Source organism: Streptomyces sp. NPDC006365 (genome assembly GCF_042870755.1).
GTDB classification, from domain to species: Bacteria; Actinomycetota; Actinomycetes; order Streptomycetales; family Streptomycetaceae; genus Streptomyces; species Streptomyces xiangluensis.
This window is the reverse complement of sequence record NZ_JBIAHS010000007.1, coordinates 219,090-237,916: the sequence shown is the minus strand read 5'-3', so window position 1 is coordinate 237,916 and position 18,827 is coordinate 219,090. Positions and strand designations below refer to the sequence as shown.

The 18,827-nt window shown below is 70.0% G+C and carries 17 protein-coding genes; 13 read left to right on the top strand and 4 right to left on the bottom strand.

The window, feature by feature from the left end:
- Nucleotides 1-43: 43 nt before the first annotated feature.
- The gene (locus tag ACFYO0_RS21350; protein WP_388678574.1) at nucleotides 44-1,213 is read left to right on the top strand and encodes a hypothetical protein; all 1,170 of its coding nucleotides are present in this window, start codon (nucleotides 44-46) and stop codon (nucleotides 1,211-1,213) included.
- On the opposite strand, the gene ACFYO0_RS21345 is transcribed toward ACFYO0_RS21350, so the two are convergent.
- Complete coding sequence (locus tag ACFYO0_RS21345; RefSeq protein ID WP_388678128.1) at nucleotides 1,201-2,439, bottom strand: glycosyltransferase 87 family protein; 1,239 nt, start codon at nucleotides 2,437-2,439, stop codon at nucleotides 1,201-1,203. The genes ACFYO0_RS21350 and ACFYO0_RS21345 overlap by 13 nt on opposite strands.
- Nucleotides 2,440-2,820: 381 nt before the next feature.
- Here ACFYO0_RS21345 and ACFYO0_RS21340 point away from each other — a divergent pair, with 381 nt between their 5' ends.
- Entirely contained in the window at nucleotides 2,821-3,963 is a 1,143-nt protein-coding gene (locus ACFYO0_RS21340) for a glycosyltransferase family 4 protein (protein WP_388678125.1), read from the top strand.
- 95 nt (nucleotides 3,964-4,058) lie between these two features.
- The gene (locus tag ACFYO0_RS21335) at nucleotides 4,059-5,645 is read left to right on the top strand and encodes a GMC oxidoreductase (protein WP_388678123.1); all 1,587 of its coding nucleotides are present in this window, start codon (nucleotides 4,059-4,061) and stop codon (nucleotides 5,643-5,645) included.
- Between the two features lie 16 nt (nucleotides 5,646-5,661).
- Here the strand turns inward: ACFYO0_RS21335 and ACFYO0_RS21330 are convergent, their stop codons facing one another.
- On the bottom strand, nucleotides 5,662-7,458 hold the full coding sequence (locus ACFYO0_RS21330) for an AMP-dependent synthetase/ligase (RefSeq protein ID WP_388678121.1): 1,797 nt from the start codon (nucleotides 7,456-7,458) through the stop codon (nucleotides 5,662-5,664).
- Nucleotides 7,459-7,764: 306 nt separating this feature from the next.
- On the opposite strand from ACFYO0_RS21330, the gene ACFYO0_RS21325 reads away from it, so the two are divergent.
- The 6 genes from ACFYO0_RS21325 (at nucleotide 7,765) to ACFYO0_RS21300 (ending at nucleotide 12,934) form a co-directional block, all read left to right on the top strand.
- Nucleotides 7,765-8,556 (top strand): metallophosphoesterase, encoded by a 792-nt coding sequence (locus tag ACFYO0_RS21325; RefSeq protein WP_388678118.1) that lies wholly within the window; start codon nucleotides 7,765-7,767, stop codon nucleotides 8,554-8,556.
- Between the two features lie 124 nt (nucleotides 8,557-8,680).
- Nucleotides 8,681-9,121, top strand: a complete 441-nt coding sequence (locus ACFYO0_RS21320) for an SRPBCC family protein (RefSeq protein ID WP_386345985.1) — start codon at nucleotides 8,681-8,683, stop codon at nucleotides 9,119-9,121.
- 109 nt (nucleotides 9,122-9,230) lie between these two features.
- The gene (locus tag ACFYO0_RS21315) at nucleotides 9,231-10,400 is read left to right on the top strand and encodes an ArsA family ATPase (protein WP_388678116.1); all 1,170 of its coding nucleotides are present in this window, start codon (nucleotides 9,231-9,233) and stop codon (nucleotides 10,398-10,400) included.
- Between the two features lie 133 nt (nucleotides 10,401-10,533).
- The gene (locus tag ACFYO0_RS21310) at nucleotides 10,534-11,019 is read left to right on the top strand and encodes a DUF5304 domain-containing protein (RefSeq protein WP_388678113.1); all 486 of its coding nucleotides are present in this window, start codon (nucleotides 10,534-10,536) and stop codon (nucleotides 11,017-11,019) included.
- 53 nt (nucleotides 11,020-11,072) lie between these two features.
- Complete coding sequence (locus tag ACFYO0_RS21305; protein WP_388678109.1) at nucleotides 11,073-12,026, top strand: ROK family glucokinase; 954 nt, start codon at nucleotides 11,073-11,075, stop codon at nucleotides 12,024-12,026.
- Nucleotides 12,027-12,184: 158 nt separating this feature from the next.
- Nucleotides 12,185-12,934 (top strand): endonuclease/exonuclease/phosphatase family protein, encoded by a 750-nt coding sequence (locus tag ACFYO0_RS21300; RefSeq protein WP_388678106.1) that lies wholly within the window; start codon nucleotides 12,185-12,187, stop codon nucleotides 12,932-12,934.
- Nucleotides 12,935-12,951: 17 nt separating this feature from the next.
- On the opposite strand, the gene ACFYO0_RS21295 is transcribed toward ACFYO0_RS21300, so the two are convergent.
- Both ACFYO0_RS21295 and ACFYO0_RS21290 read right to left on the bottom strand, forming a co-directional pair.
- Nucleotides 12,952-13,644, bottom strand: a complete 693-nt coding sequence (locus tag ACFYO0_RS21295) for a hypothetical protein (RefSeq protein ID WP_388678103.1) — start codon at nucleotides 13,642-13,644, stop codon at nucleotides 12,952-12,954.
- On the bottom strand, nucleotides 13,637-14,473 hold the full coding sequence (locus tag ACFYO0_RS21290; RefSeq protein ID WP_388678101.1) for an alpha/beta hydrolase: 837 nt from the start codon (nucleotides 14,471-14,473) through the stop codon (nucleotides 13,637-13,639). The genes ACFYO0_RS21295 and ACFYO0_RS21290 overlap by 8 nt, the downstream gene beginning before the upstream one ends.
- 231 nt (nucleotides 14,474-14,704) lie before the next feature.
- Between ACFYO0_RS21290 and ACFYO0_RS21285 the strand changes: the two genes are divergently transcribed.
- The 4 genes from ACFYO0_RS21285 (at nucleotide 14,705) to ACFYO0_RS21270 (ending at nucleotide 18,809) form a co-directional block, all read left to right on the top strand.
- On the top strand, nucleotides 14,705-15,502 hold the full coding sequence (locus tag ACFYO0_RS21285) for a lysophospholipid acyltransferase family protein (RefSeq protein WP_388678098.1): 798 nt from the start codon (nucleotides 14,705-14,707) through the stop codon (nucleotides 15,500-15,502).
- A 48-nt stretch (nucleotides 15,503-15,550) separates the two neighbouring features.
- The gene (gene macS, locus ACFYO0_RS21280; RefSeq protein WP_388678096.1) at nucleotides 15,551-16,768 is read left to right on the top strand and encodes a MacS family sensor histidine kinase; all 1,218 of its coding nucleotides are present in this window, start codon (nucleotides 15,551-15,553) and stop codon (nucleotides 16,766-16,768) included.
- A gap of 159 nt (nucleotides 16,769-16,927) precedes the next feature.
- Nucleotides 16,928-17,605, top strand: coding sequence for a response regulator (locus ACFYO0_RS21275; RefSeq protein ID WP_386345973.1), 678 nt, complete (start codon nucleotides 16,928-16,930; stop codon nucleotides 17,603-17,605).
- A 175-nt stretch (nucleotides 17,606-17,780) separates the two neighbouring features.
- Nucleotides 17,781-18,809, top strand: a complete 1,029-nt coding sequence (locus ACFYO0_RS21270; protein WP_388678092.1) for a 6-phosphofructokinase — start codon at nucleotides 17,781-17,783, stop codon at nucleotides 18,807-18,809.
- The last annotated feature ends 18 nt before the right edge of the window (nucleotides 18,810-18,827 follow it).

The window sequence follows — 18,827 nt, the reverse complement described above, 5'->3', positions numbered from 1 at the left end:
ACGATCGGGACCTGTGGCTGGTCGTGGGCGTGCGCCGTGGTGGATGATCGGGCTGTTGCTGGCCGGTCTGGTGGCCTGCGGCTCCACGGGCTCCGACCCCGCTGCCACGGACGTCCAGCGGCTGCTCGACCGGCGGGCGAGGGCGGTGCTCGACGGCAACGGGAGCGCGTACGTCACGACGTGGGCGCCGAGCGGTCAACGGGCCGCCGCCCGCACCGAGTTCGAGCGACTGCGAGCCCTGCCGCTGGAGTCCTGGTCCTACCGCGTGACCGGCTTCCACCGCTCCGGCGACCGCGCCACGGCCGAAGCGGACCTCCGCTACCGCATAGCCGGCTACGACAGGGCGCCCCTGGTCGCCGCCCGCACCCTGAGCCTGAGACGCGCCGACGGCCACTGGTACGTTGCCTCCGACCGGCCCGCCGAGGACGCCAGCGAGCAGCTGTGGGAGCAGGGGGCCGTCGAGGTCGTACGCGGGGAACACAGCCTCGTCCTCGGCGTGGGGCAGACGGCCGAAGCCCTGCGCGGGTACACCGAACTGGCCGACCGCGCGGTGCCGGCGGTACGCGAGGCGTGGGGCGAGGAATGGTCGGGACGGGTTGTCGTCCTCGTACCGAAGTCGCTGGAGGAGATGGCGGAGCTGCTCGGGGCGCCCGCGTCCGGATACCGGGGGATAGCGGCGGTCACCACCGGCGAGGCGGGCGGGGCGGAGAAGGCGCCCGCGGACCGGATCGTGGTCAACCCCGACGCGTACGCCGTCCTCGGCGCTTTCGGCCGGCAGGTCGTCCTCACCCATGAGACCACCCATGTCGCAACCCGCGCACAGACCACGGCGGCCACCCCCTTGTGGCTCTCCGAGGGCTACGCGGACTGGGTCGGCTACCGCGGCACCGGCCGCACCCCGGCACAGGTCGCCCCCGAACTGCGCAGTGCGGTGCGCGAGGGACGGATCTCCGGCGGTCTCCCGGCCGACAAAGATTTCGAGTTCGGCGGGGAGGCGGGCGAGCTGGCGCAGGCGTACGAGGCCGGCTGGATGGCCTGCCGGCTGATCGCCGAACGGTGGGGCGAGGTCCGCCTCGGCGAGTTCTACCGTGCGGTGGGCGCGAACGGGACGCGCGAGGGTGCGGTGGAGGCCGCGATGCGGGACGTGCTGGATACGACCCCGGAGAAGTTCACCGAGCAGTGGCGGGCGTATCTCAACTCTCAACTCGGCTGAATCAGCTGCCCGGTACGGGGCGGGGGCGCCTGCCCGGGCTCCGGAGCCGGCGGCGGGTACGAGACCGTATCGCGCCAGAGGCGTACCGCGGCGACGGCCGTCGCGGCGAGCAGCAGGCCGTTGCGTGCGAAGAGGAGGGTGATGCCGAGGGCGTCGCTGACCACGACATTGCCGAACCAGAGGGGGAACTCCAGCACCGTCGCGAAGGCCGCCGCGAGGAGCAGGACGGTCGGCAGCGTCATCCGGCTGTCGCGGAAGACCAGGCAGACGGCGGCGAGGCCGATCAGCCACACCAGGTACTGAGGGCTGATCACCCGGCTGGTGACCGTGAACAGGAGCACGGCCACGAACGCGGCGTCCGCGAGCGTGTGCGGTGCGAATCGCCTGGCGCGCAGCCGCCACAGCAGGAGCCAGCCGAAGGCGAGCACGGTCAGCACGAGAGCCGCGGTGCTCACGACGCCGACGTACGGGCCGACGAACTCCACGGAGCCGTAGTTGAGCAGCACCTCGCCCTCCCAGCCGAAGTGCCGGGCGACGTGGAAGACCAGGGCACCGAGGGACTCGACCTCGGTGCCCCGGTCGCGCTGTGCGGTCAGGAACGCGAACGGGCCGGGCATGGTCAGGGTGAACACCAGCACGATCGCCACGGCCGTCACCGCCGCGGCGGCCCAGGGCTTGCGTTTCGTGGTGCCCACCAGCAGCAGCACCGGCCACACCTTCAGGAGCGCGCCGAAGGCCGCGAGCGCACCCAACAGCCGCGGCCGCCGCAGCCCGGCGACCAGCGCCGCCACGGCGACGGCCGTCACCATCACGTCATAGCGGGCGTACACCGTCGGACCGAGCAGCGGGACACCCAGCGTCCACACCCAGGCGCCGCGCGGGCTCTGGCCGGGACGCCGGCCCGCGTACTGGAGCAGAGCGAGGACGCACAGGTCGGCGAGGCAGACGAGGACGAAGAACGCCGAGGCGTAGTCGAGGAAGGGCAGCAGCGCGGGGGAGAGGATCGGGAGCGCGGCGGCGGGCGGATACTGCCAGGCCACGTCGCTCAGCGGGAAGGTGCCGTCGCGCAGGGTGTGATACCAGCCCTGGTAGATCCCCGAAACGTCGCTGGTGACGTCCGGACCCGGGAACACGACCACCTTGAAGACGAAAAGGAGCAGCAGCAGTCTGGTCAGGCACCACGCCGCGAGCAGCCCGTACGTCCTCGTCGCCCTCGCGCGCGCCATGACCACCCAGTTCTCTTCGTACGGATCCCGCGTACGACCATGATGACGTGTCCGACTGTGAGGCCCCGAACAAGACTGCGCCCCGAAGTGCCCGCACCCTCCCACCGGCGGTAGGGGACGTGGGCCGGTGCGTCGTATGCCCGTCGCGTAGGTTCTGTCTCAGGAAACCAGCGCCTTGTGCCGGCCCAGGGTCGTATGCCCACCCCGCGACGGGCTGACGTACCGGCCCACGGCCCCGACCCACGCACGGACCCCAGGGGCGCGGGGCTGTGACATCAGCGGCTCCGCCGCGGGGCGCGACCGGCCACAGAACACCCGCACCCGCCCAACGAACCCAACCCCCCACCCCCGTAGGCACCCTGCTCGACCGCCGGAGGCAAGATGCACAAGACCCTCATCGTGACCAACGACTTCCCGCCCAGACCCGGCGGCATCCAGGCCTTCCTGCACAACATGGCCCTGCGCCTGGACTCCGACCAGCTCGTCGTCTACGCGTCCACGTGGAAACGCGGGCGCGACGGCATCGAGGCAACCGCTGCCTTCGACGCCGAGCAGCCCTTCACCGTCGTACGCGACCGCACGACGATGCTGCTGCCGACACCGGCCGTCACCCGGCGGGCCGCAGGGCTGCTGCGGGGACACGGCTGCACGTCGGTTTGGTTCGGCGCGGCGGCTCCGCTCGGCCTGATGGCGCCCGCACTCCGCAAGGCCGGTGCCGAGCGTCTCGTGGCCACCACGCACGGCCACGAGGCGGGCTGGGCCCAGCTGCCCGCCTCGCGCCAACTCCTGCGCCGTATCGGCAAGTCCACGGACACGATCACCTACCTCGGCGAGTACACCCGTTCACGGATCGCCACCGCGCTGACGCCCGAGGCGGCGGGCCGTATGGTCCAACTGCCGCCCGGTGTCGACGAGAAGACCTTCCACCCGGGTTCGGGCGGAGACGCCGTACGGGCACGCCTCGGCCTCACCGACCGCCCGGTCGTCGTCTGCGTCTCGCGGCTCGTCCCGCGCAAGGGTCAGGACACGCTCATCCTCGCAATGCCGCGCATCCTCGCGAGCGAGCCCGAGGCGGTCCTGCTGATCGTCGGCGGCGGACCGTACGAGAGGGAGCTGCGCAAGCTCGCGTACGAGACCGGGGTCGCCGACTCCGTGCACTTCACCGGCGCCGTGCCCTGGTCCGAACTCCCTGCCCACTACGGCGCGGGCGACGTCTTCGCCATGCCCTGCCGGACCCGCCGGGGCGGGCTCGACGTGGAGGGCCTGGGCATCGTCTACCTGGAGGCCTCCGCGACGGGCCTGCCGGTCGTCGCCGGCGACTCCGGCGGCGCGCCGGACGCGGTGCTGGACGGCGAAACGGGCTGGGTCGTCCGGGGCGGCTCCCCCGAGGCGGCAGCCGAGCGCATCGTGACGCTCCTCGGCGACGCGGAACTCCGTCGCCGGATGGGGGAGCGAGGGCGGCAGTGGGTCGAGGAGACATGGCGCTGGGATCTGCTGGCGGAGAAATTGAGGACGTTGCTGTAGCGAGAGCCCTAGGCGGAACGGGAAAATCCGCACATGCTGCGCACATGACAGTAAAACTGATGCAGCATCAGCTGACAAGACGTCAGATCTTAGGGATGGTGGCCCTCCAGACCGCCGCGGCCTCCGGTCTCACCCGCATCGGACTGCAGTCGGCGTCGGCCGCCGAACCGGCCGCCGTCGACCACGCTCCCGCCATCGTGATCGGCTCGGGCTACGGCGGTGCCGTCGCCGCCCTCCGCCTCGGTCAGGCAGGCATCCGCACGATCGTCCTCGAGATGGGCCGGCTGTGGAACACGCCGGGCTCCGACGGCAAGGTCTTCTGCTCCACGGCCGTCCCCGACCAGCGTTCCATGTGGTTCCGCACGCGCACCGAGGCGCCGCTCGCCACCTTCCTGTGGCTGGACGTCGTCAACAGGGACATCAGTCGGTACCCCGGGGTCCTGGACCGCGTGCGCTTCGCCAACATGTCCGTGTTCGTAGGCCGGGGCGTCGGGGGCGGTTCGCTCGTCAACGGCGGCATGGCGGTCACCCCGCTCCAGTCGTACTTCGCCGAGCAGTTCCCCACCGTGGACGTGAACGAGATGTACGGCACGTACTTCCCGCGCGCCCGGTCCGTGCTCGGCGTCAACAACGTCGACCCCGCCTGGTTCGAGTCGACCGAGTGGTACCAGTTCACGCGTGTGTCCCGCAAACACGCTCAGAACACCGGCCTGCGGACCAGGTTCGTGCCGAACGTCTACGACTTCGGCTACATGCAGCGCGAGGCGGCCGGTACGGCGACCAGGTCGGCGCTCGGCCAGGAGGTGATCTACGGCAACAACCACGGCAAGCGCAGCCTGGACAAGACGTATCTGGCATCGGCGCTGGGGACGGGGAACGTGACCATCCACACGCTGGAGAAGGTGCGCCAGATCGACCGGGCCGCCGACGGCACGTACGTGCTGACCGCCGACCGCATCGACGCCACCGGCACGGTCGTCGAGACCAAGCAGTACAACTGCACGTACCTCTTCCTCGGCGGTGGCAGCCTCGGCACCACCGAACTCCTCGTCCGCGCGCGGGAGACAGGGACGCTTCCCGCCCTGGACGCGAGCGTCGGCAGCGGCTGGGGGACCAACGGGAACGTGATGCTCGGGCGGGCCAACCATCTGTGGGACACCGTCGGGGCCAACCAGTCCACCATGCCCGTCATGGGCATCGACGACTGGGCCAACACCGCCAACCCTGTCTTCGCCGAGATCGCCCCGCTGCCCACGGGCCTCGAGCACTGGGTCAGCCTCTATCTGGCGATCACCAAGAACCCGCAGCGGGCGTCGTTCTCGTACGACAGCGGCACAGGCGGGGTGAGGCTGGGCTGGACGGCCGCCCAGAGCGCGGTCTCCGTCTCCATGGCCAAGAAGCTGTTCGACCGGATCAACTCCGCGAACTCGACGATCTACCGGTACGACCTGTTCGGCTCGTCCAACAAGGTCTTCGCCGACGATTTCACGTACCACCCGCTCGGCGGCTGCGTGCTGGGCAGGGCGACCGACAACTACGGCCGGGTGAAGGGGTACTCGAAGCTGTACGTCACCGACGGCTCGCTCGTGCCCGGGTCGATCGGAGTGAACCCGTTCGTGACGATCACCGCGCTCGCCGAACGGACCATGGCGCGGGTCCTCGCCGAGGACACCGCGCCATGAGCCCGGACGCCGGGTGCTACTTCCGGTAGATCGCCTCGATCTCGTCCGCGTAGTCCTTCGCCACCACGTTCCGCTTGAGCTTCAGGGACGGCGTCAGGTGGCCCGAATCCTCCGTGAACTGGGAGGACAGAATGCGGAACTTCCGCACCGATTCCGCCTTCGACACCGCGGCGTTGCCGTCGTCGACCGCCGACTGGATGGTGGCCAGCAGGTCCGCGTCCTCGTGAAGTGACGCCGCGGTGGAACCCGCCGGCTTGCCGTGCTCGTCGGCCCAGCGGCCCAGGAACTCCTCGTCCAGGGTGATCAGCGCGCCCACGAACGGCCGCCCGTCGCCCACCACCATGCACTCCGCGACCAGCGCATGCGCACGGATACGGTCCTCGATCACGGCCGGAGCGACGTTCTTGCCGCCCGCGGTGACGATGATCTCCTTCTTGCGGCCGGTGATCCTCAGGTACCCGTCCTCGTCGAGCGTGCCTATGTCACCGGTGTGGAACCAGCCGTCGGTCAGCGCCTCTTCACTCGCGCCCGGGTTGTTCCAGTACTCCTTGAACAGGTGCTCGCCGTGCAACAGCACCTCACCGTCGTCCGCGATGCGGATCACGGAGCCGGGCAGCGGCTGACCGACCGTACCGATCTTCTGCCGGTCCCACGGGTTGAAGGCCGTGGCCGCGCAGGACTCGGTCAGTCCGTACCCCTCCAGGACCGTGAAGCCGATGCCGCGGAAGAAGTGTCCGAGCCGTTCGCCCAGCGGGGCGCCGCCGGAGATCGCGTACTCGCCCTTGCCGCCGAGTACCGCGCGCAGCTTGCTGTAGACGAGCTTGTCGAACGTCCTGTGCTTGATCTTCAGACCGAGCGACGGGCCCGACGGGGTGTCCAGGGCCTTGCTGTACGCGATCGCCGTGTCCGCCGCCTTGTCGAAGATCTTGCCCTTGCCGTCCGCCTGCGCCTTGGCCCGCGCCGAGTTGTAGACCTTCTCGAAGACCCGCGGCACACCGAGGATCAACGTCGGCCGGAACGAGGCCAGTTCGTCCGTGAGGTTCTTGATGTCCGGGACGGTGCCCAGCTTGATCGGCGCCATCATCGGCGCGACCTGCACGAGCCGCCCGAAGACATGGGCGAGAGGCAGGAAGAGGAGGACCGAGCACTCGCCCGTACGGAACAGGGGCCGCAGCCGCTCCACGATGTTGCCGCACTCCGCGAAGAAACTGCGGTGGGTGAGCACACAGCCCTTGGGGCGGCCGGTGGTTCCGGAGGTGTAGACAATCGTCGCAGGGTCGTCCGCCTTGGCGCGCGAACTGCGCTCCTCGACCGTCTCGTCGGTGACGGCCTTGCCCGCGCGGCCCAACTCCTCGACGCCGCCCGCCTCGATCTGCCAGACGTGCTTCAGCTCGGGCAGCCGGTCGCGCACCGACTCGACGGACGCGGCGTGGGTGTCCAGCTCCACGATGCAGGCGGTCGCGCCCGAGTCACCGAGGATCCACTGCACCTGCTCCGGCGAACTCGTCTCGTACACCGGCACGGTGACCGCGCCCGCGCTCCAGATCGCGAAGTCCAGCAGTGTCCACTCGTAGCGGGTACGGGACATGAGGCCGACCCGGTCGCCGGGCTGCACCCCCGACGCGATCAGGCCCTTGGCGGCGGCCTGCACCTCGGCGAGGAACACGGTCGCGGTGACATCCGTCCAACTGCCGCCCACCTTGCGGGCGATGACCGCGACATCCGGATGCTGCGCGGCGTTTCTGCGGACGATGTCGGTCAGATTGCCGTCCGCAGGGACCTCGTACAAAGCCGGAAGGCTGAACTCGCGCAAGACTGCTGCTCCTCATAGGGCACCGACGCCACGACCTCGTGTGTTGCGACGGAGCGGTCCAAGGCTCGGGCGGGTGCTCGGGGAATCAGTTGTTGAAACCCTGAGCACACTGGACTGCCCGGACGTTACCCGCCAGTACCACCTCTACGACAGGGGGGTCCGGGGAGATGTTCCCTCCGTCACAACGGCGTCACGCGTTCGGACGTTCTCCGACGAGCGTAGTCCAGTCTGCGGCCGACCCACGAAGTCACCGCAGGTCCAACCACGTCTACACACGTTTGCTCCACACGCTTACGCTTGATCGCCATGGCAGGCACACGAGGCGGTACCCCCAGAACGCGGATCCACGTCGTCAGCGACGTCCATGGAAACGCCCGTGACCTGGCAAGAGCCGGCACCGGCGCGGACGCCCTGATCTGTCTCGGGGACCTCGTGCTCTTCCTCGACTACGCCGACCACTCGCGCGGCATCTTCCCCGACCTGTTCGGCGCCGAGAACGCGGACCGCATCGTCGAGTTGCGCACCGCCCGCCGCTACGAGGAGGCGCGGGAGTTCGGAAACCGGCTCTGGGCGGGCGTCGACCGCGGCTCGGCCATCGAGAAGGCCGTACGCAAGCAGTACGCCGAGTTGTTCGCCGCGTTCCCCACGCCGACGTATGCCACGTACGGCAATGTCGACATGCCGGCCCTGTGGCCCGAATACGCCGGACCCGGCACCACCGTGCTCGACGGCCAGCGTGTCGAGATCGGCGGCTGGACCTTCGGCTTCGTCGGCGGCGGCCTTCGCTCGCCGATGCGGACGCCGTACGAGATCAGCGACGAGGAGTACGCGGCCAAGATCGAGGCCCTCGGCGAGGTCGACGTCCTGTGCACGCACATCCCGCCGGAGGTCCCCGAGCTCGTCTACGACACGGTGGCGCGGCGCTTCGAACGGGGCAGCCGGGCGCTGCTGGACGCGATCCGGCGGACCCGGCCGCGGTACTCCCTCTTCGGGCACGTCCACCAGCCGCTGGTGCGGCGGATGCGGCTCGGGGCGACCGAGTGCGTCAACGTCGGGCACTTCGCGGGATCGGGGAAGCCGTGGGTTCTGGAGTGGTGAGGGCTCCCGGCGACGGGTGGCCTGCTGTCACGCGGTAGCCTTCACGCTGCATACGCAGGTAAGCACCTAAAAGGCACCGAGAAACACCCCTCTTGTCCGGACCGCAACTGGAGGAGCCACAGCGATGGCGGAGCACACCAGCTCGAGTATCACGATCGAGGCGGCACCGGCCGACGTCATGGGGGTGATCGCCGACTTCGCGCGCTACCCGGACTGGACCGGCGAGGTGAAGGAGGCGGAGGTGCTCGCCAGCGACGAGCAGGGCCGCGCCGAGCAGGTACGCCTCGTCATGGACGCCGGCGCCATCAAGGACGACCAGGTCCTGGCCTACACCTGGACCGGTCCCCACGAGGTCTCCTGGACCCTGGTCAAGTCCCAGATGCTGAGGTCCCTCGACGGCTCGTACATCCTGAAGCCGGCCGGCTCGGGCGCCACCGAGGTGACGTACAAACTGACGGTGGATGTCAAGATCCCCATGCTCGGCATGATCAAGCGCAAGGCGGAAAAGGTCATCATCGACAGGGCACTGGCGGGCCTGAAGAAGAGGGTGGAGACGGGCAAGTAGGCCGGCTGTGGGCAATCGTTCCGCAGCGGCGGAACGGGTGGGCACAGTTCACGAGTACCGGGTGCCGCCATAAGCGAGGCCGCACACCAAGCACCCCCGAGCGGAGCGCATGCGCACAGTCCTGATCACCGGCCCCGGCGGTTCCGGCCGCACAACGGTCGCCGCAGCCACGGCACTGAAAGCCGCCCGCCAGGGCACAAGAACCCTGCTCCTGAGCGCAGACCGCACAGACACCCCCGGCGCCGCTCTGGGCAAACCCACCGGCGCAACCCCCGCGGACGCGGAGCCGTCCCTGGCTACCTGGCGCCCCGACGCAGGCGAGGACTTCCGCGACGACCTCCTCGCCTTCCAGGAACGGGCCGCCTCCGCCCTGGACCTGCTGGGCGCCACCCGCCTGGAAGCGGAGGAACTCACCCCGCTCCCCGGCGCCGAGGAACTCGCCCTCCTGCGCGCCCTGCGCGACGCGGCGACGGCAGACACGTACGACCTGTTGATCGTCGACATGCCGCCCACCCCGCACGCACTCGCCCTCCTCGCGCTCCCGGAGCAACTGCGCCGCTACCTCAGCCGCCTGCTCCCCGCGGAGCGTCAGGCGGCGCGGGCCCTGCGCCCCGTACTCGGCCGCCTCGCCGGCGTCCCGATGCCCACGGACCGGCTGTACGACACGGCCGCCCGCTGGGACATCGAACTCGCCGCCGTGGAGGCGGTGTTGGCGGACCGGGCGACGACCGTACGCCTGGTCGCCGAGCCCGGCCCGGCCGGCACCGACGCCGTACGCACCGCCACCACCGGCCTCGCCCTGCGCGGACTGCGCCCCGACGCACTGATCGCGAACCGCGTCCTGCCCGACGCGTCCCCCGATACCTGGCTGGCCGCCCTCGGAGCCCAGCAGCGCAAGGCGCTGGACGAGTGGCGGGGCACGTACGAGGTGTGTGAGGTGCCGCACCTCGGCCACGATCCGCGCGGCACCGACGACCTCACGGCGCTGACCGTGCCCGGCGCGGGCCAGGCCCCGCGCCCGGTCGAGTGGACGATGACCGACAGCCTCGCCGCCGACGGCGTGATCGTCTGGCACATCCCGCTGCCCGGTGCGGTACGGGACGACCTCGAGCTCATCCGGCGCGGCGACGAACTCGTCGTCACAGTCGGCCCGTTCCACCGCATCGTCCCGCTCCCGTCGGCCCTGCGCCGCTGCACCGTGCACGGTGCGGCCCTGCGCGACGGCGAGCTGCGCATCCGTTTCGCACCGGACCCGGAGCTGTGGCCGCAGGGAACGTGACTGTGACCCCGGTACGTTGGCTGAGTTTGCCGCGTACGTGCCCGTCCGGGATTCTGTGGCGCCGGAGACGGTGAACGGCACATCCCGGTTCGGGTAACGTCGAGAGACACAGAGCCAATGCTTGGAGTCCGCCATGAGCGATGAGCGCCCCACGTCCGAATCCGCGGAGGACGCGCTCGAAAAGCCGCACGGCAACGAGGTGCGAGCGACCGACGCCGACGCCTGGGCGACGGCGTGCGCGGAGGACCTGGCCGCGGAGAAGGCCCGCCGTCGCGCCCAGTACGGTTCGCCTCCGGGCTCGGCCGGCGAGGAGCTGCGCAAGTTCTTCGACGCCGTCACCGACCGGCTGTCCGGACTGCAGTCGCCGCTGCTCGGTGCCGTGGCCGGCGGTGCGGCCCAGCAGATGGTGAACCAGGTCGTGCAGCAGGCAAAGGCCGCCGTCGAGCCGGTGATCGAGCGCAACCCCGACCTCTTCGACCACCTGGCCGCGGCCGGTAACGAGTTGCTCGCCGCGTACCGCTCCGCCGTCGAGTCGCAGGAGCGCCGCTGGACCCAGGACCGGCCCCCGAACCGGCCCGACGAGGACTCCGGTCCCGGGGAACACATCGACCTGGACTGAAGGCCCTCGGGTACGGTTGGCCGTAGCGGGGCTCGACCGAAACTGAGGGATTCATGGGACTCACCATCGGCGTCGACATCGGCGGCACGAAGATCGCGGCCGGCGTGGTCGACGAGGAAGGCAACATCCTCTCGACCCACAAGGTGCCGACTCCGGGCACGCCCGAGGCCATCGTGGACGCCATCGCCTCCGCCGTCGAGGGCGCCCGTGCCGGACACGAGATCGTCGGCGTGGGCATCGGCGCCGCAGGGTACGTCAACCGGCAGCGTTCCACGGTCTATTTCGCGCCGAACATCGACTGGCGCCAGGAGCCGCTGAAGGAGAAGGTCGAGGCACGCGTCAAGCTGCCGGTCGTCGTGGAGAACGACGCGAACGCGGCGGCCTGGGGCGAGTACAAGTTCGGCGCGGGCAAGGGCCATCGCAACGTCATCTGCATCACACTCGGCACCGGTCTGGGCGGCGGCATCATCATCGGCAACAAGCTCCGCCGCGGCCACTTCGGCGTCGCCGCCGAGTTCGGCCACATCCGGATGGTCCCCGACGGCATCCTCTGCGGCTGCGGCAGCCAGGGCTGCTGGGAGCAGTACGCCTCCGGCCGCGCCCTCGTCCGGTACGCGAAGCAGCGGGCCAACGCCACCCCCGAGAACGCGGAGATCCTCCTCGCGCTGGGCGACGGAACCCCCGAGGGAATCGAGGGCAAGCACATCTCGATGGCGGCAAGGCAAGGCGACCCGGTAGCCGTGGACTCCTACCGCGAACTGGCCCGCTGGGCAGGCGCAGGCCTGGCGGACCTCGCCTCCCTCTTCGACCCCTCGGCCTTCATCGTGGGCGGCGGCCTCTCGGACGAGGGCGAGCTGGTCCTCGACCCCATCCGCAAGTCGTACAAGCGCTGGCTCGTAGGCGGAAACTGGCGCCCCGTGGCCGACGTAATCGCCGCAGAGCTCGGCAACAAGGCGGGTTTGGTGGGCGCGGCGGACCTGGCGAGGGAGCCGGACCCGATCATGTAGCGCGCGGGGCCCGCCCCGTAAGGGGCGCGGGATTGTGTCGATATGCGGCTCCGCCGGGTGGGCGCGACAAGCCACACCTGACCGTCAGTCGCACACACAACCTCGCGCCCCGAGCTATTAAGCGCCCCCGACCCGCGGTCCCTACGTAAATTGACCGCATGGCAACGCCGCTCCCAACCTCCCGTACCGAGCCGGACGGTTCGGCAGTCATCCGGGTGCTGAGCTACAACATCCGCTCCATGCGCGACGACACCGAGGCGCTGGCCCGAGTCATCCGCGCCTGCGCCCCTGACCTCGTACTCGTACAAGAAGCCCCCCGCTTCTTCCGCTGGCGCAAAAAGCTGGCCCGCCTGGCCGCCGCGTCGGGCCAGGTGATCCTCTCCGGCGGGGCCACCGCTTCCGGCCCCGCCCTCCTCTCCTCGCTCCGAGCAACGGTGGAGCACACCGAGGACGTACTCCTGCCGCTCACACCCGGCCTTCACCGGCGGGGCTTCGCCACCGCGGTCGTACGGTTCGGGCGCGCCCGGCTGGGCGTGCTGAGCTGCCACCTCTCGCTGCAGAAGGACGAGCGGTACGAGCAGGGCGGCATGCTGCTCGACCGCCTGGCCGCGTCGGGGACGCCGTACGCGATCGGGGGCGGCGACCTGAACGAACGCCCGGGCGGCCGTACGTTCAAGCGTCTCGCCACCGAGCTCCAGGACTGCTGGGCGGTCGCTCCCTGGGGCGGCGAGTACACCTCCACGCCCGTCGAGCCGCATCAGCGGATCGACGCCCTCTTCGCCACCGAGGGCATCGAAGTCCTGGGCTGCGGCGTGCCCTTGGGGCTGCCGGGCATCACGGAAACAGACTTGAGGGCGGCCACGGACCATCTGCCCGTACTGGCCGCCCTCAGGGTTCCCGCCGTCTAGGAGTGCGGGGCTGCGGGTCACACCACCGCGCCGCGCCCCGGATCCTCGTCGTCCTCGTCGTCCGGACGCATCCGCAGCACCAGCGTGCCGAAGCCGCCCACGAAGCCGCCGATGCCGAGCGTGGCCAGCCACCAGGTCATGTGCCAGCCGAGCAGAACGGCGAGCAGCAGCAGAAGCGGGCCGCCGAGCACGGCGAGCCAGGCGAACTTGGCCGTGGTGTCCGCTGCGGGCAGCGGGGGCGGCTCGGGCGGTACGAAGTGGCCCTCGTCGTCCGCGTCGAAATCCTCCTCGGAGGGCTCCGGCGCCTTGTAGTCGCGCGGGCCGCCGACGCCGGGTGGGAAGGCGACGGAGCTGCCGAGCGGCTTCTCGGCGGCGGGCTTGTCGCCCACCTTCCTGTCGTCCCCCTTGTCGTCGGCCTTGGCGTCGGCCTTCTTGTCGGCCGCCGTATCGCCCTCGGAGCCCTTGGGCTTCTCCTTGGTGTCCCCGGGCCGCTCGGAGTCGGCGTCGTTCGCGCCGTTCGTCTCCGACTCCAGGAGGGCCAGGTCCTCAACCGACTTGAAGGGCTTGGCGCCGGGCGGGTCCGGCGGTTCCTCGCCGTATCCGGCGACGATCGCAGCCCAGGCCGCGGCCTCGTCGAACGACGGGCCCTGCTCCTCGCCGGGCGGCGCGTCCTTCTCCTCGGGCTCGCGGTCCGCGTCGTGCTCAGCCACCAGTGGCCGTCCCTTCCTGCTGACCCACCTGACCTGCCTGACCTGTCTGGTCCATCCGAACCGCGTCGGTCTCCTTGCCGGCTTCGGGCGCCAGCCGCTCGACGAAGGCGAAGCTCTCCTCGAAAATACGGTCCGCGTCGTGGTCCAACGTCGCGACGTGGTAGCTCTGTTCCAGCACGATCTCCTGTACGTCCGTCGACGACACCCGGCTCAGCACACGCGCCGAGTCGGCCGGCGGCACCACATGGTCCTGCACGCTGTGCAGGAGCAGCAGAGGCTGCGTGACCTGCGGAAGCTCGCCGTCGACCAGCCGGAAGAAGTTCCGCAGCGAATGCGCCGCGTGCAGCGGGACCTTGTCGTAGCCGATCTCGACGCTGCCCTCCTTGGCGATGTCGCTGGCGATTCCCTTCGTCGTACGGACCACGTGGCGGGCCAGTGGAAGGGCGTACGCGGACAGCCCATGCACCTTGTTAGCCGGGTTGACGACGACGATGCCGCTCACCGCGTCCCCGTGCTTCGCGGCCAGCCGCAGGGCCAGCGCGCCGCCCATGGAGAGGCCGCAGACGAAGACCCGGGAGCAGCGCTCACGCAGGGCGCGCAGCTCACGGTCCACCTCCGCGTACCAGTCCTGCCAGCCGGTGAGCTGCATGTCCTCCCAGCGTGTGCCATGGCCGGGCAGCAGGGGCAGCGAGACGGTCAGACCGCGCTCGGCGAGGTACTCCGCCCAGGGGCGCAGCGATTGCGGGGAACCCGTGAAGCCATGGCAGAGGAGGACACCGACCTCGCCGCCCTCGTGGCGGTACGGCTCGGCTCCAGGAAGGACCGGCACCTTCGGTCTCCTGTTCGTCTGAAGGGGCGTACAAAGGGACATACAAAAAGGGGCGTCCAAAAGGGGCGTTCATCCCACAGGGGCGACAAGACGATCACCCCAGGACTTCGAGGTGTACTTCACCGTACGCGACGGCACTGACACCGACCAGGGCCGTCGGGTCCTTTGACGGTGCTCCGGGTTAGGGTCTGATCCACGGACACAGGAGGCATTCGGGTGATCTACGGCGCCATGAAGTTTTCCATCGGAGGGCCCCTGAAGCTCGCTTTCAGGCCCTGGGTGGAAGGCCTCGAGCACGTTCCCGCCGAGGGGCCCGCGATCCTGGCGAGCAATCACCTGTCGTTCTCCGACTCCTTCTTCCTGCCCGCGGTCCTCGATCGCAAGGTGACCTTCATCGCGAAGGCCGAGTACTTCACGACGCCCGGCATCAAGGGCCGTATGACAGCCGCGTTCTTCAAGGGCGTCGGCCAGCTCCCGGTGGACCGTTCCGGAGCCCGTGGCGCGGGCGAGGCGGCCATCAAGAGCGGCCTCGACGTTCTCGAGCGCGGCGAGCTCTTCGGCATCTATCCCGAGGGCACGCGCTCGCCCGACGGCCGCCTCTACCGGGGCAAGCCCGGCGGCCTCGCGCGCGTGGCGCTCGCCAGCGGGGCGCCGGTCATCCCGGTCGCCATGATCGACACGGAGAAGATCCAGCCGCCCGGCAAGGTCGTCCCGAAGCTGATGCGCCCGGGGATCCGCATCGGGAAGCCGCTGGACTTCAGCCGGTACCAGGGCATGGAACACGACCGGTTCGTGCTGCGTGCCCTGACCGACGAGGTCATGTACGAAATCATGAAGCTCTCCGGCCAGGAGTACGTCGACATCTACGCGACCGCCGCCAAACGGCAGCTCGTGGAGGCTGCGAAGGCGGAGAAACAGGCGCAGAAGCAGGCCGAGCAGGCACGTAAGGAAGCCGAGAAGGCGGCCGAACGGCAAGCGGCCGAACGGGAAGCGGAGAAGGCGGCCGGGAAGGAACGATCCGGCCCCTAGGAGCGTCCGTCTGGGGTGGGGTGATCGTCAAAGGTGGGGGCGGGGGACATGGCCAAGCGCGAGAGAGTCATGAGGATGTCGGTCGAGCAGCCGCTGTGGCGCGCGCTCTCGGCCTACCGCGTACTGACGATGTGCTACGCGATCGGGCTCTTCGTCACCGCGTACGACGAGTTCCCCCGACCGGAGGTGGCCGTCGCCTTCCTCTCCGTGCTCCTCGTGTGGACGCTGGTGACGCTGCCCAAGGTGGCCGGCGAGGCGAGCTGCACCAAGCCGTTTCTGGCCGCCGACCTGACCGTCGCGCTCACCGGCATCCTGCTCACGCCGGTCGCGGACTCCCATGACCGGATCGTGGCCGGCGGGCCGACGCTGCCGTCGATATGGACCGCGGGCTCCGTCCTGGCGTTCGCGGTCAAGGGCGGCTGGCGCTGGGCGGCCTTCGCGTCGACGCTCGTCGGCATCGCGAACGTCATCCAGCGTGGAACGCTCAGCCAGGACACGCTCCACAACGTGCTGCTCGTCTGGGTCGCCTCCATCGCCATCGGATACGTCGTCGAGGTCGCCCGCGCCTCCGAGCGCACCCTCGCGCGGGCCCTGGAGATCGAGGCCACGACGCGGGAGCGTGAGCGGCTGGCCCGCGACATCCACGACAGCGTCCTCCAGGTCCTCGCGATGGTGCAACGCCGCGGCTCCACGCTCGGTGGCGAGGCGGCGGAGCTCGGCCGTATGGCGGGCGAGCAGGAGGTGGCGCTGCGCACGCTGGTCTCGGGCGGCCTGCCGGCGTCCCGAGTCTCGGAGGACGCGACGCAGGGAGCCCTGGTACGCGCGGTGGAAGAACCCGACGAGAGCGACGGGTCCGGCGAGGACGACCCCCGCGACCTCCGCGCGCTGCTCACCCAGTACGCCACCGCGAAGGTCACCTTCTCCGAGCCCGGCGCCCCCGTCCTCCTGGCCCCCTCCGCGGCGAAGGAACTGGCGGCCGCCGTAGGCGCCGCCCTGGACAACGTCCACCGCCACGCAGGCGAGAACGCCCGAGCCTGGATCCTCGTCGAGGACGAACCGGACGCGGTGATCGTCACCGTCCGAGACGACGGCCCCGGCATCCCCGAGGGCCGCCTGGCCCAGGCAGAGGGCGAAGGCCGCATGGGCGTGGCCCTCTCCATCCGAGGCCGCCTACGCGACCTGGGCGGCACGGCAGAGGTGATCTCGATCGCGGGCCAGGGCACGGAGGTAGAGCTGAGGGTGCCGAGAAAGGCGACTCGGCGATGAAGGCGCCCCGGAGGGGCGCGGGGAACTGCGCGACCACCCACACAACGGCCCGGCAGCCGAGATACGACCCACTAGGGGGTCTGGGGGCGAAGCATCCCCCGGATTCGAGAAGGGGCGGGGCTGGGGAAAAGCAAAAGCCACGGCGAAGCTGGAGCGGCGATGAGTGAGCAACAGGACCCGATCAAGGTCATGGTCGTCGACGACCACCCCATGTGGCGGGACGCCGTCGCCCGCGACCTGGCCGAGGCCGGCCTCGACGTGATCGCCACGGCAGGCGACGGCGACCAGGCGGTACGCCGTGCCCACGCCACAGCCCCCGACGTGCTCGTACTCGACCTGAACCTTCCCGCCAAACCGGGCGTCCAGGTCTGCAAGGAGCTGGTCGGAGCCAACCCGGCCCTGCGCGTCCTGGTCCTCTCCGCGAGCGGCGAACACGCCGACGTCCTGGAGGCGGTCAAGTCCGGAGCCACCGGCTACCTCCTGAAGTCGGCCTCCACGGAGGAGCTGATCGACGCGGTGCGCCGCACGGCCGTGGGCGACCCCGTCTTCACGCCCGGCCTCGCGGGCCTGGTCCTCGGCGAGTACCGCAGACTCGCCTCCGAGCCCGCCCCCGCCCCGGGCGCCGACGGGCCCAAGGCCCCGCAGCTCACCGACCGCGAGACCGAGGTCCTGCGCCTGGTGGCCAAGGGCCTGAGCTACAAGCAGATCGCCGAACGCCTCGTCATCTCCCACCGCACCGTCCAGAACCACGTCCAGAACACCCTGGGCAAGCTCCAGCTCCACAACCGCGTGGAACTCGTCCGCTACGCGATAGAGCGCGGCCTCGACGACGAGTAGCCCGCATCCGCCGGAAACCGAGTCAACCCAATAGTCAGCGACCCACCTTCGAGTGAATCCCGGTGATCAAGCTCCCCACAATTCACCGGAATTGACCGTTCGCACCATGCCTAAGTGACCTGGATCACTATTAGCGTGACCTTCATCAGGCAACCGCGGCGAAGGGACATTTCCAATGCGGGTCGGAGTACTGACCGGAGGCGGCGACTGCCCCGGGCTCAACGCCGTCATCCGTGGCATCGTCCGCAAGGGCGTGCAGGAGTACGGCTACGACTTCACCGGCTTCCGGGACGGCTGGCGCGGTCCGCTGGAAGGCGACACCATCCAGCTCGACATCCCCGCCGTACGCGGCATCCTGCCCCGTGGCGGCACCATCCTCGGCTCCTCGCGCACCAACCCCCTCAAGGTGGACAACGGCATTCGCCGGATCAAGGAGAACCTCGAAAAGGAGGAGGTCGACGCGCTGATCGCGATCGGCGGAGAGGACACCCTGGGCGTCGCCGCCACCCTCTCCGACGACTACGGCGTCCCCTGCGTCGGCGTACCCAAGACCATCGACAACGACCTCTCGGCCACCGACTACACCTTCGGCTTCGACACGGCCGTCAATATCGCCACGGAGGCCATCGACCGCCTCCACACCACCGCCGAGTCGCATATGCGCGTCCTCGTCGTCGAGGTCATGGGCCGGCACGCGGGCTGGATCGCCATCCACTCCGGACTGGCCGGCGGAGCAAACGTCATCCTCATCCCCGAGCAGCCCTTCGACGTCGACCAGGTCTGCGCCTGGGTCACCTCCCGCTTCAAGGCCTCGTACGCCCCGATCGTCGTCGTCTCCGAGGGTGCGAAGCCCAAGGACGGCGACATGGTGCTCAAGGACGGTTCGCTGGACGCGTTCGGGCATGTCCGGCTCTCCGGCGTCGGCGAATGGCTCTCCAAGGAGATCGAAAGGCGCACCGGCAAGGAGGCCCGCACGACGGTCCTCGGCCATGTCCAGCGCGGCGGCACCCCCAGCGCCTTCGACCGCTGGCTCGCCACCCGCTTCGGCCTGCACGCCATCGACGCGGTCCGCGAGGGCGACTTCGGCAAGATGGTCGCCCTGCGCGGCACCGACATCGTTCGCGTCCCGATCGCTCAGGCCACGGCCAAGCTGAAGACGGTGGACCCGAAGCTGTACGAGGAGGTCGGTGTGTTCTTCGGCTGAGGCCGCGTAACCGCACGT

Coding starts and splice junctions, on each gene's coding strand:
- ACFYO0_RS21310 (WP_388678113.1), top strand. CDS start 10,534: ATGAGCGATGAGCGCCCCACGTCCGAATCCGCGGAGGACGCGCTCGAA.
- ACFYO0_RS21335 (WP_388678123.1), top strand. CDS start 4,059: ATGGTGGCCCTCCAGACCGCCGCGGCCTCCGGTCTCACCCGCATCGGA.
- ACFYO0_RS21345 (WP_388678128.1), bottom strand. CDS start 2,439: ATGGCGCGCGCGAGGGCGACGAGGACGTACGGGCTGCTCGCGGCGTGG.
- ACFYO0_RS21320 (WP_386345985.1), top strand. CDS start 8,681: ATGGCGGAGCACACCAGCTCGAGTATCACGATCGAGGCGGCACCGGCC.
- ACFYO0_RS21315 (WP_388678116.1), top strand. CDS start 9,231: ATGCGCACAGTCCTGATCACCGGCCCCGGCGGTTCCGGCCGCACAACG.
- ACFYO0_RS21325 (WP_388678118.1), top strand. CDS start 7,765: ATGGCAGGCACACGAGGCGGTACCCCCAGAACGCGGATCCACGTCGTC.
- ACFYO0_RS21340 (WP_388678125.1), top strand. CDS start 2,821: ATGCACAAGACCCTCATCGTGACCAACGACTTCCCGCCCAGACCCGGC.
- ACFYO0_RS21275 (WP_386345973.1), top strand. CDS start 16,928: ATGAGTGAGCAACAGGACCCGATCAAGGTCATGGTCGTCGACGACCAC.
- ACFYO0_RS21305 (WP_388678109.1), top strand. CDS start 11,073: ATGGGACTCACCATCGGCGTCGACATCGGCGGCACGAAGATCGCGGCC.
- macS (WP_388678096.1), top strand. CDS start 15,551: ATGGCCAAGCGCGAGAGAGTCATGAGGATGTCGGTCGAGCAGCCGCTG.
- ACFYO0_RS21270 (WP_388678092.1), top strand. CDS start 17,781: ATGCGGGTCGGAGTACTGACCGGAGGCGGCGACTGCCCCGGGCTCAAC.
- ACFYO0_RS21285 (WP_388678098.1), top strand. CDS start 14,705: ATGAAGTTTTCCATCGGAGGGCCCCTGAAGCTCGCTTTCAGGCCCTGG.
- ACFYO0_RS21350 (WP_388678574.1), top strand. CDS start 44: ATGATCGGGCTGTTGCTGGCCGGTCTGGTGGCCTGCGGCTCCACGGGC.
- ACFYO0_RS21300 (WP_388678106.1), top strand. CDS start 12,185: ATGGCAACGCCGCTCCCAACCTCCCGTACCGAGCCGGACGGTTCGGCA.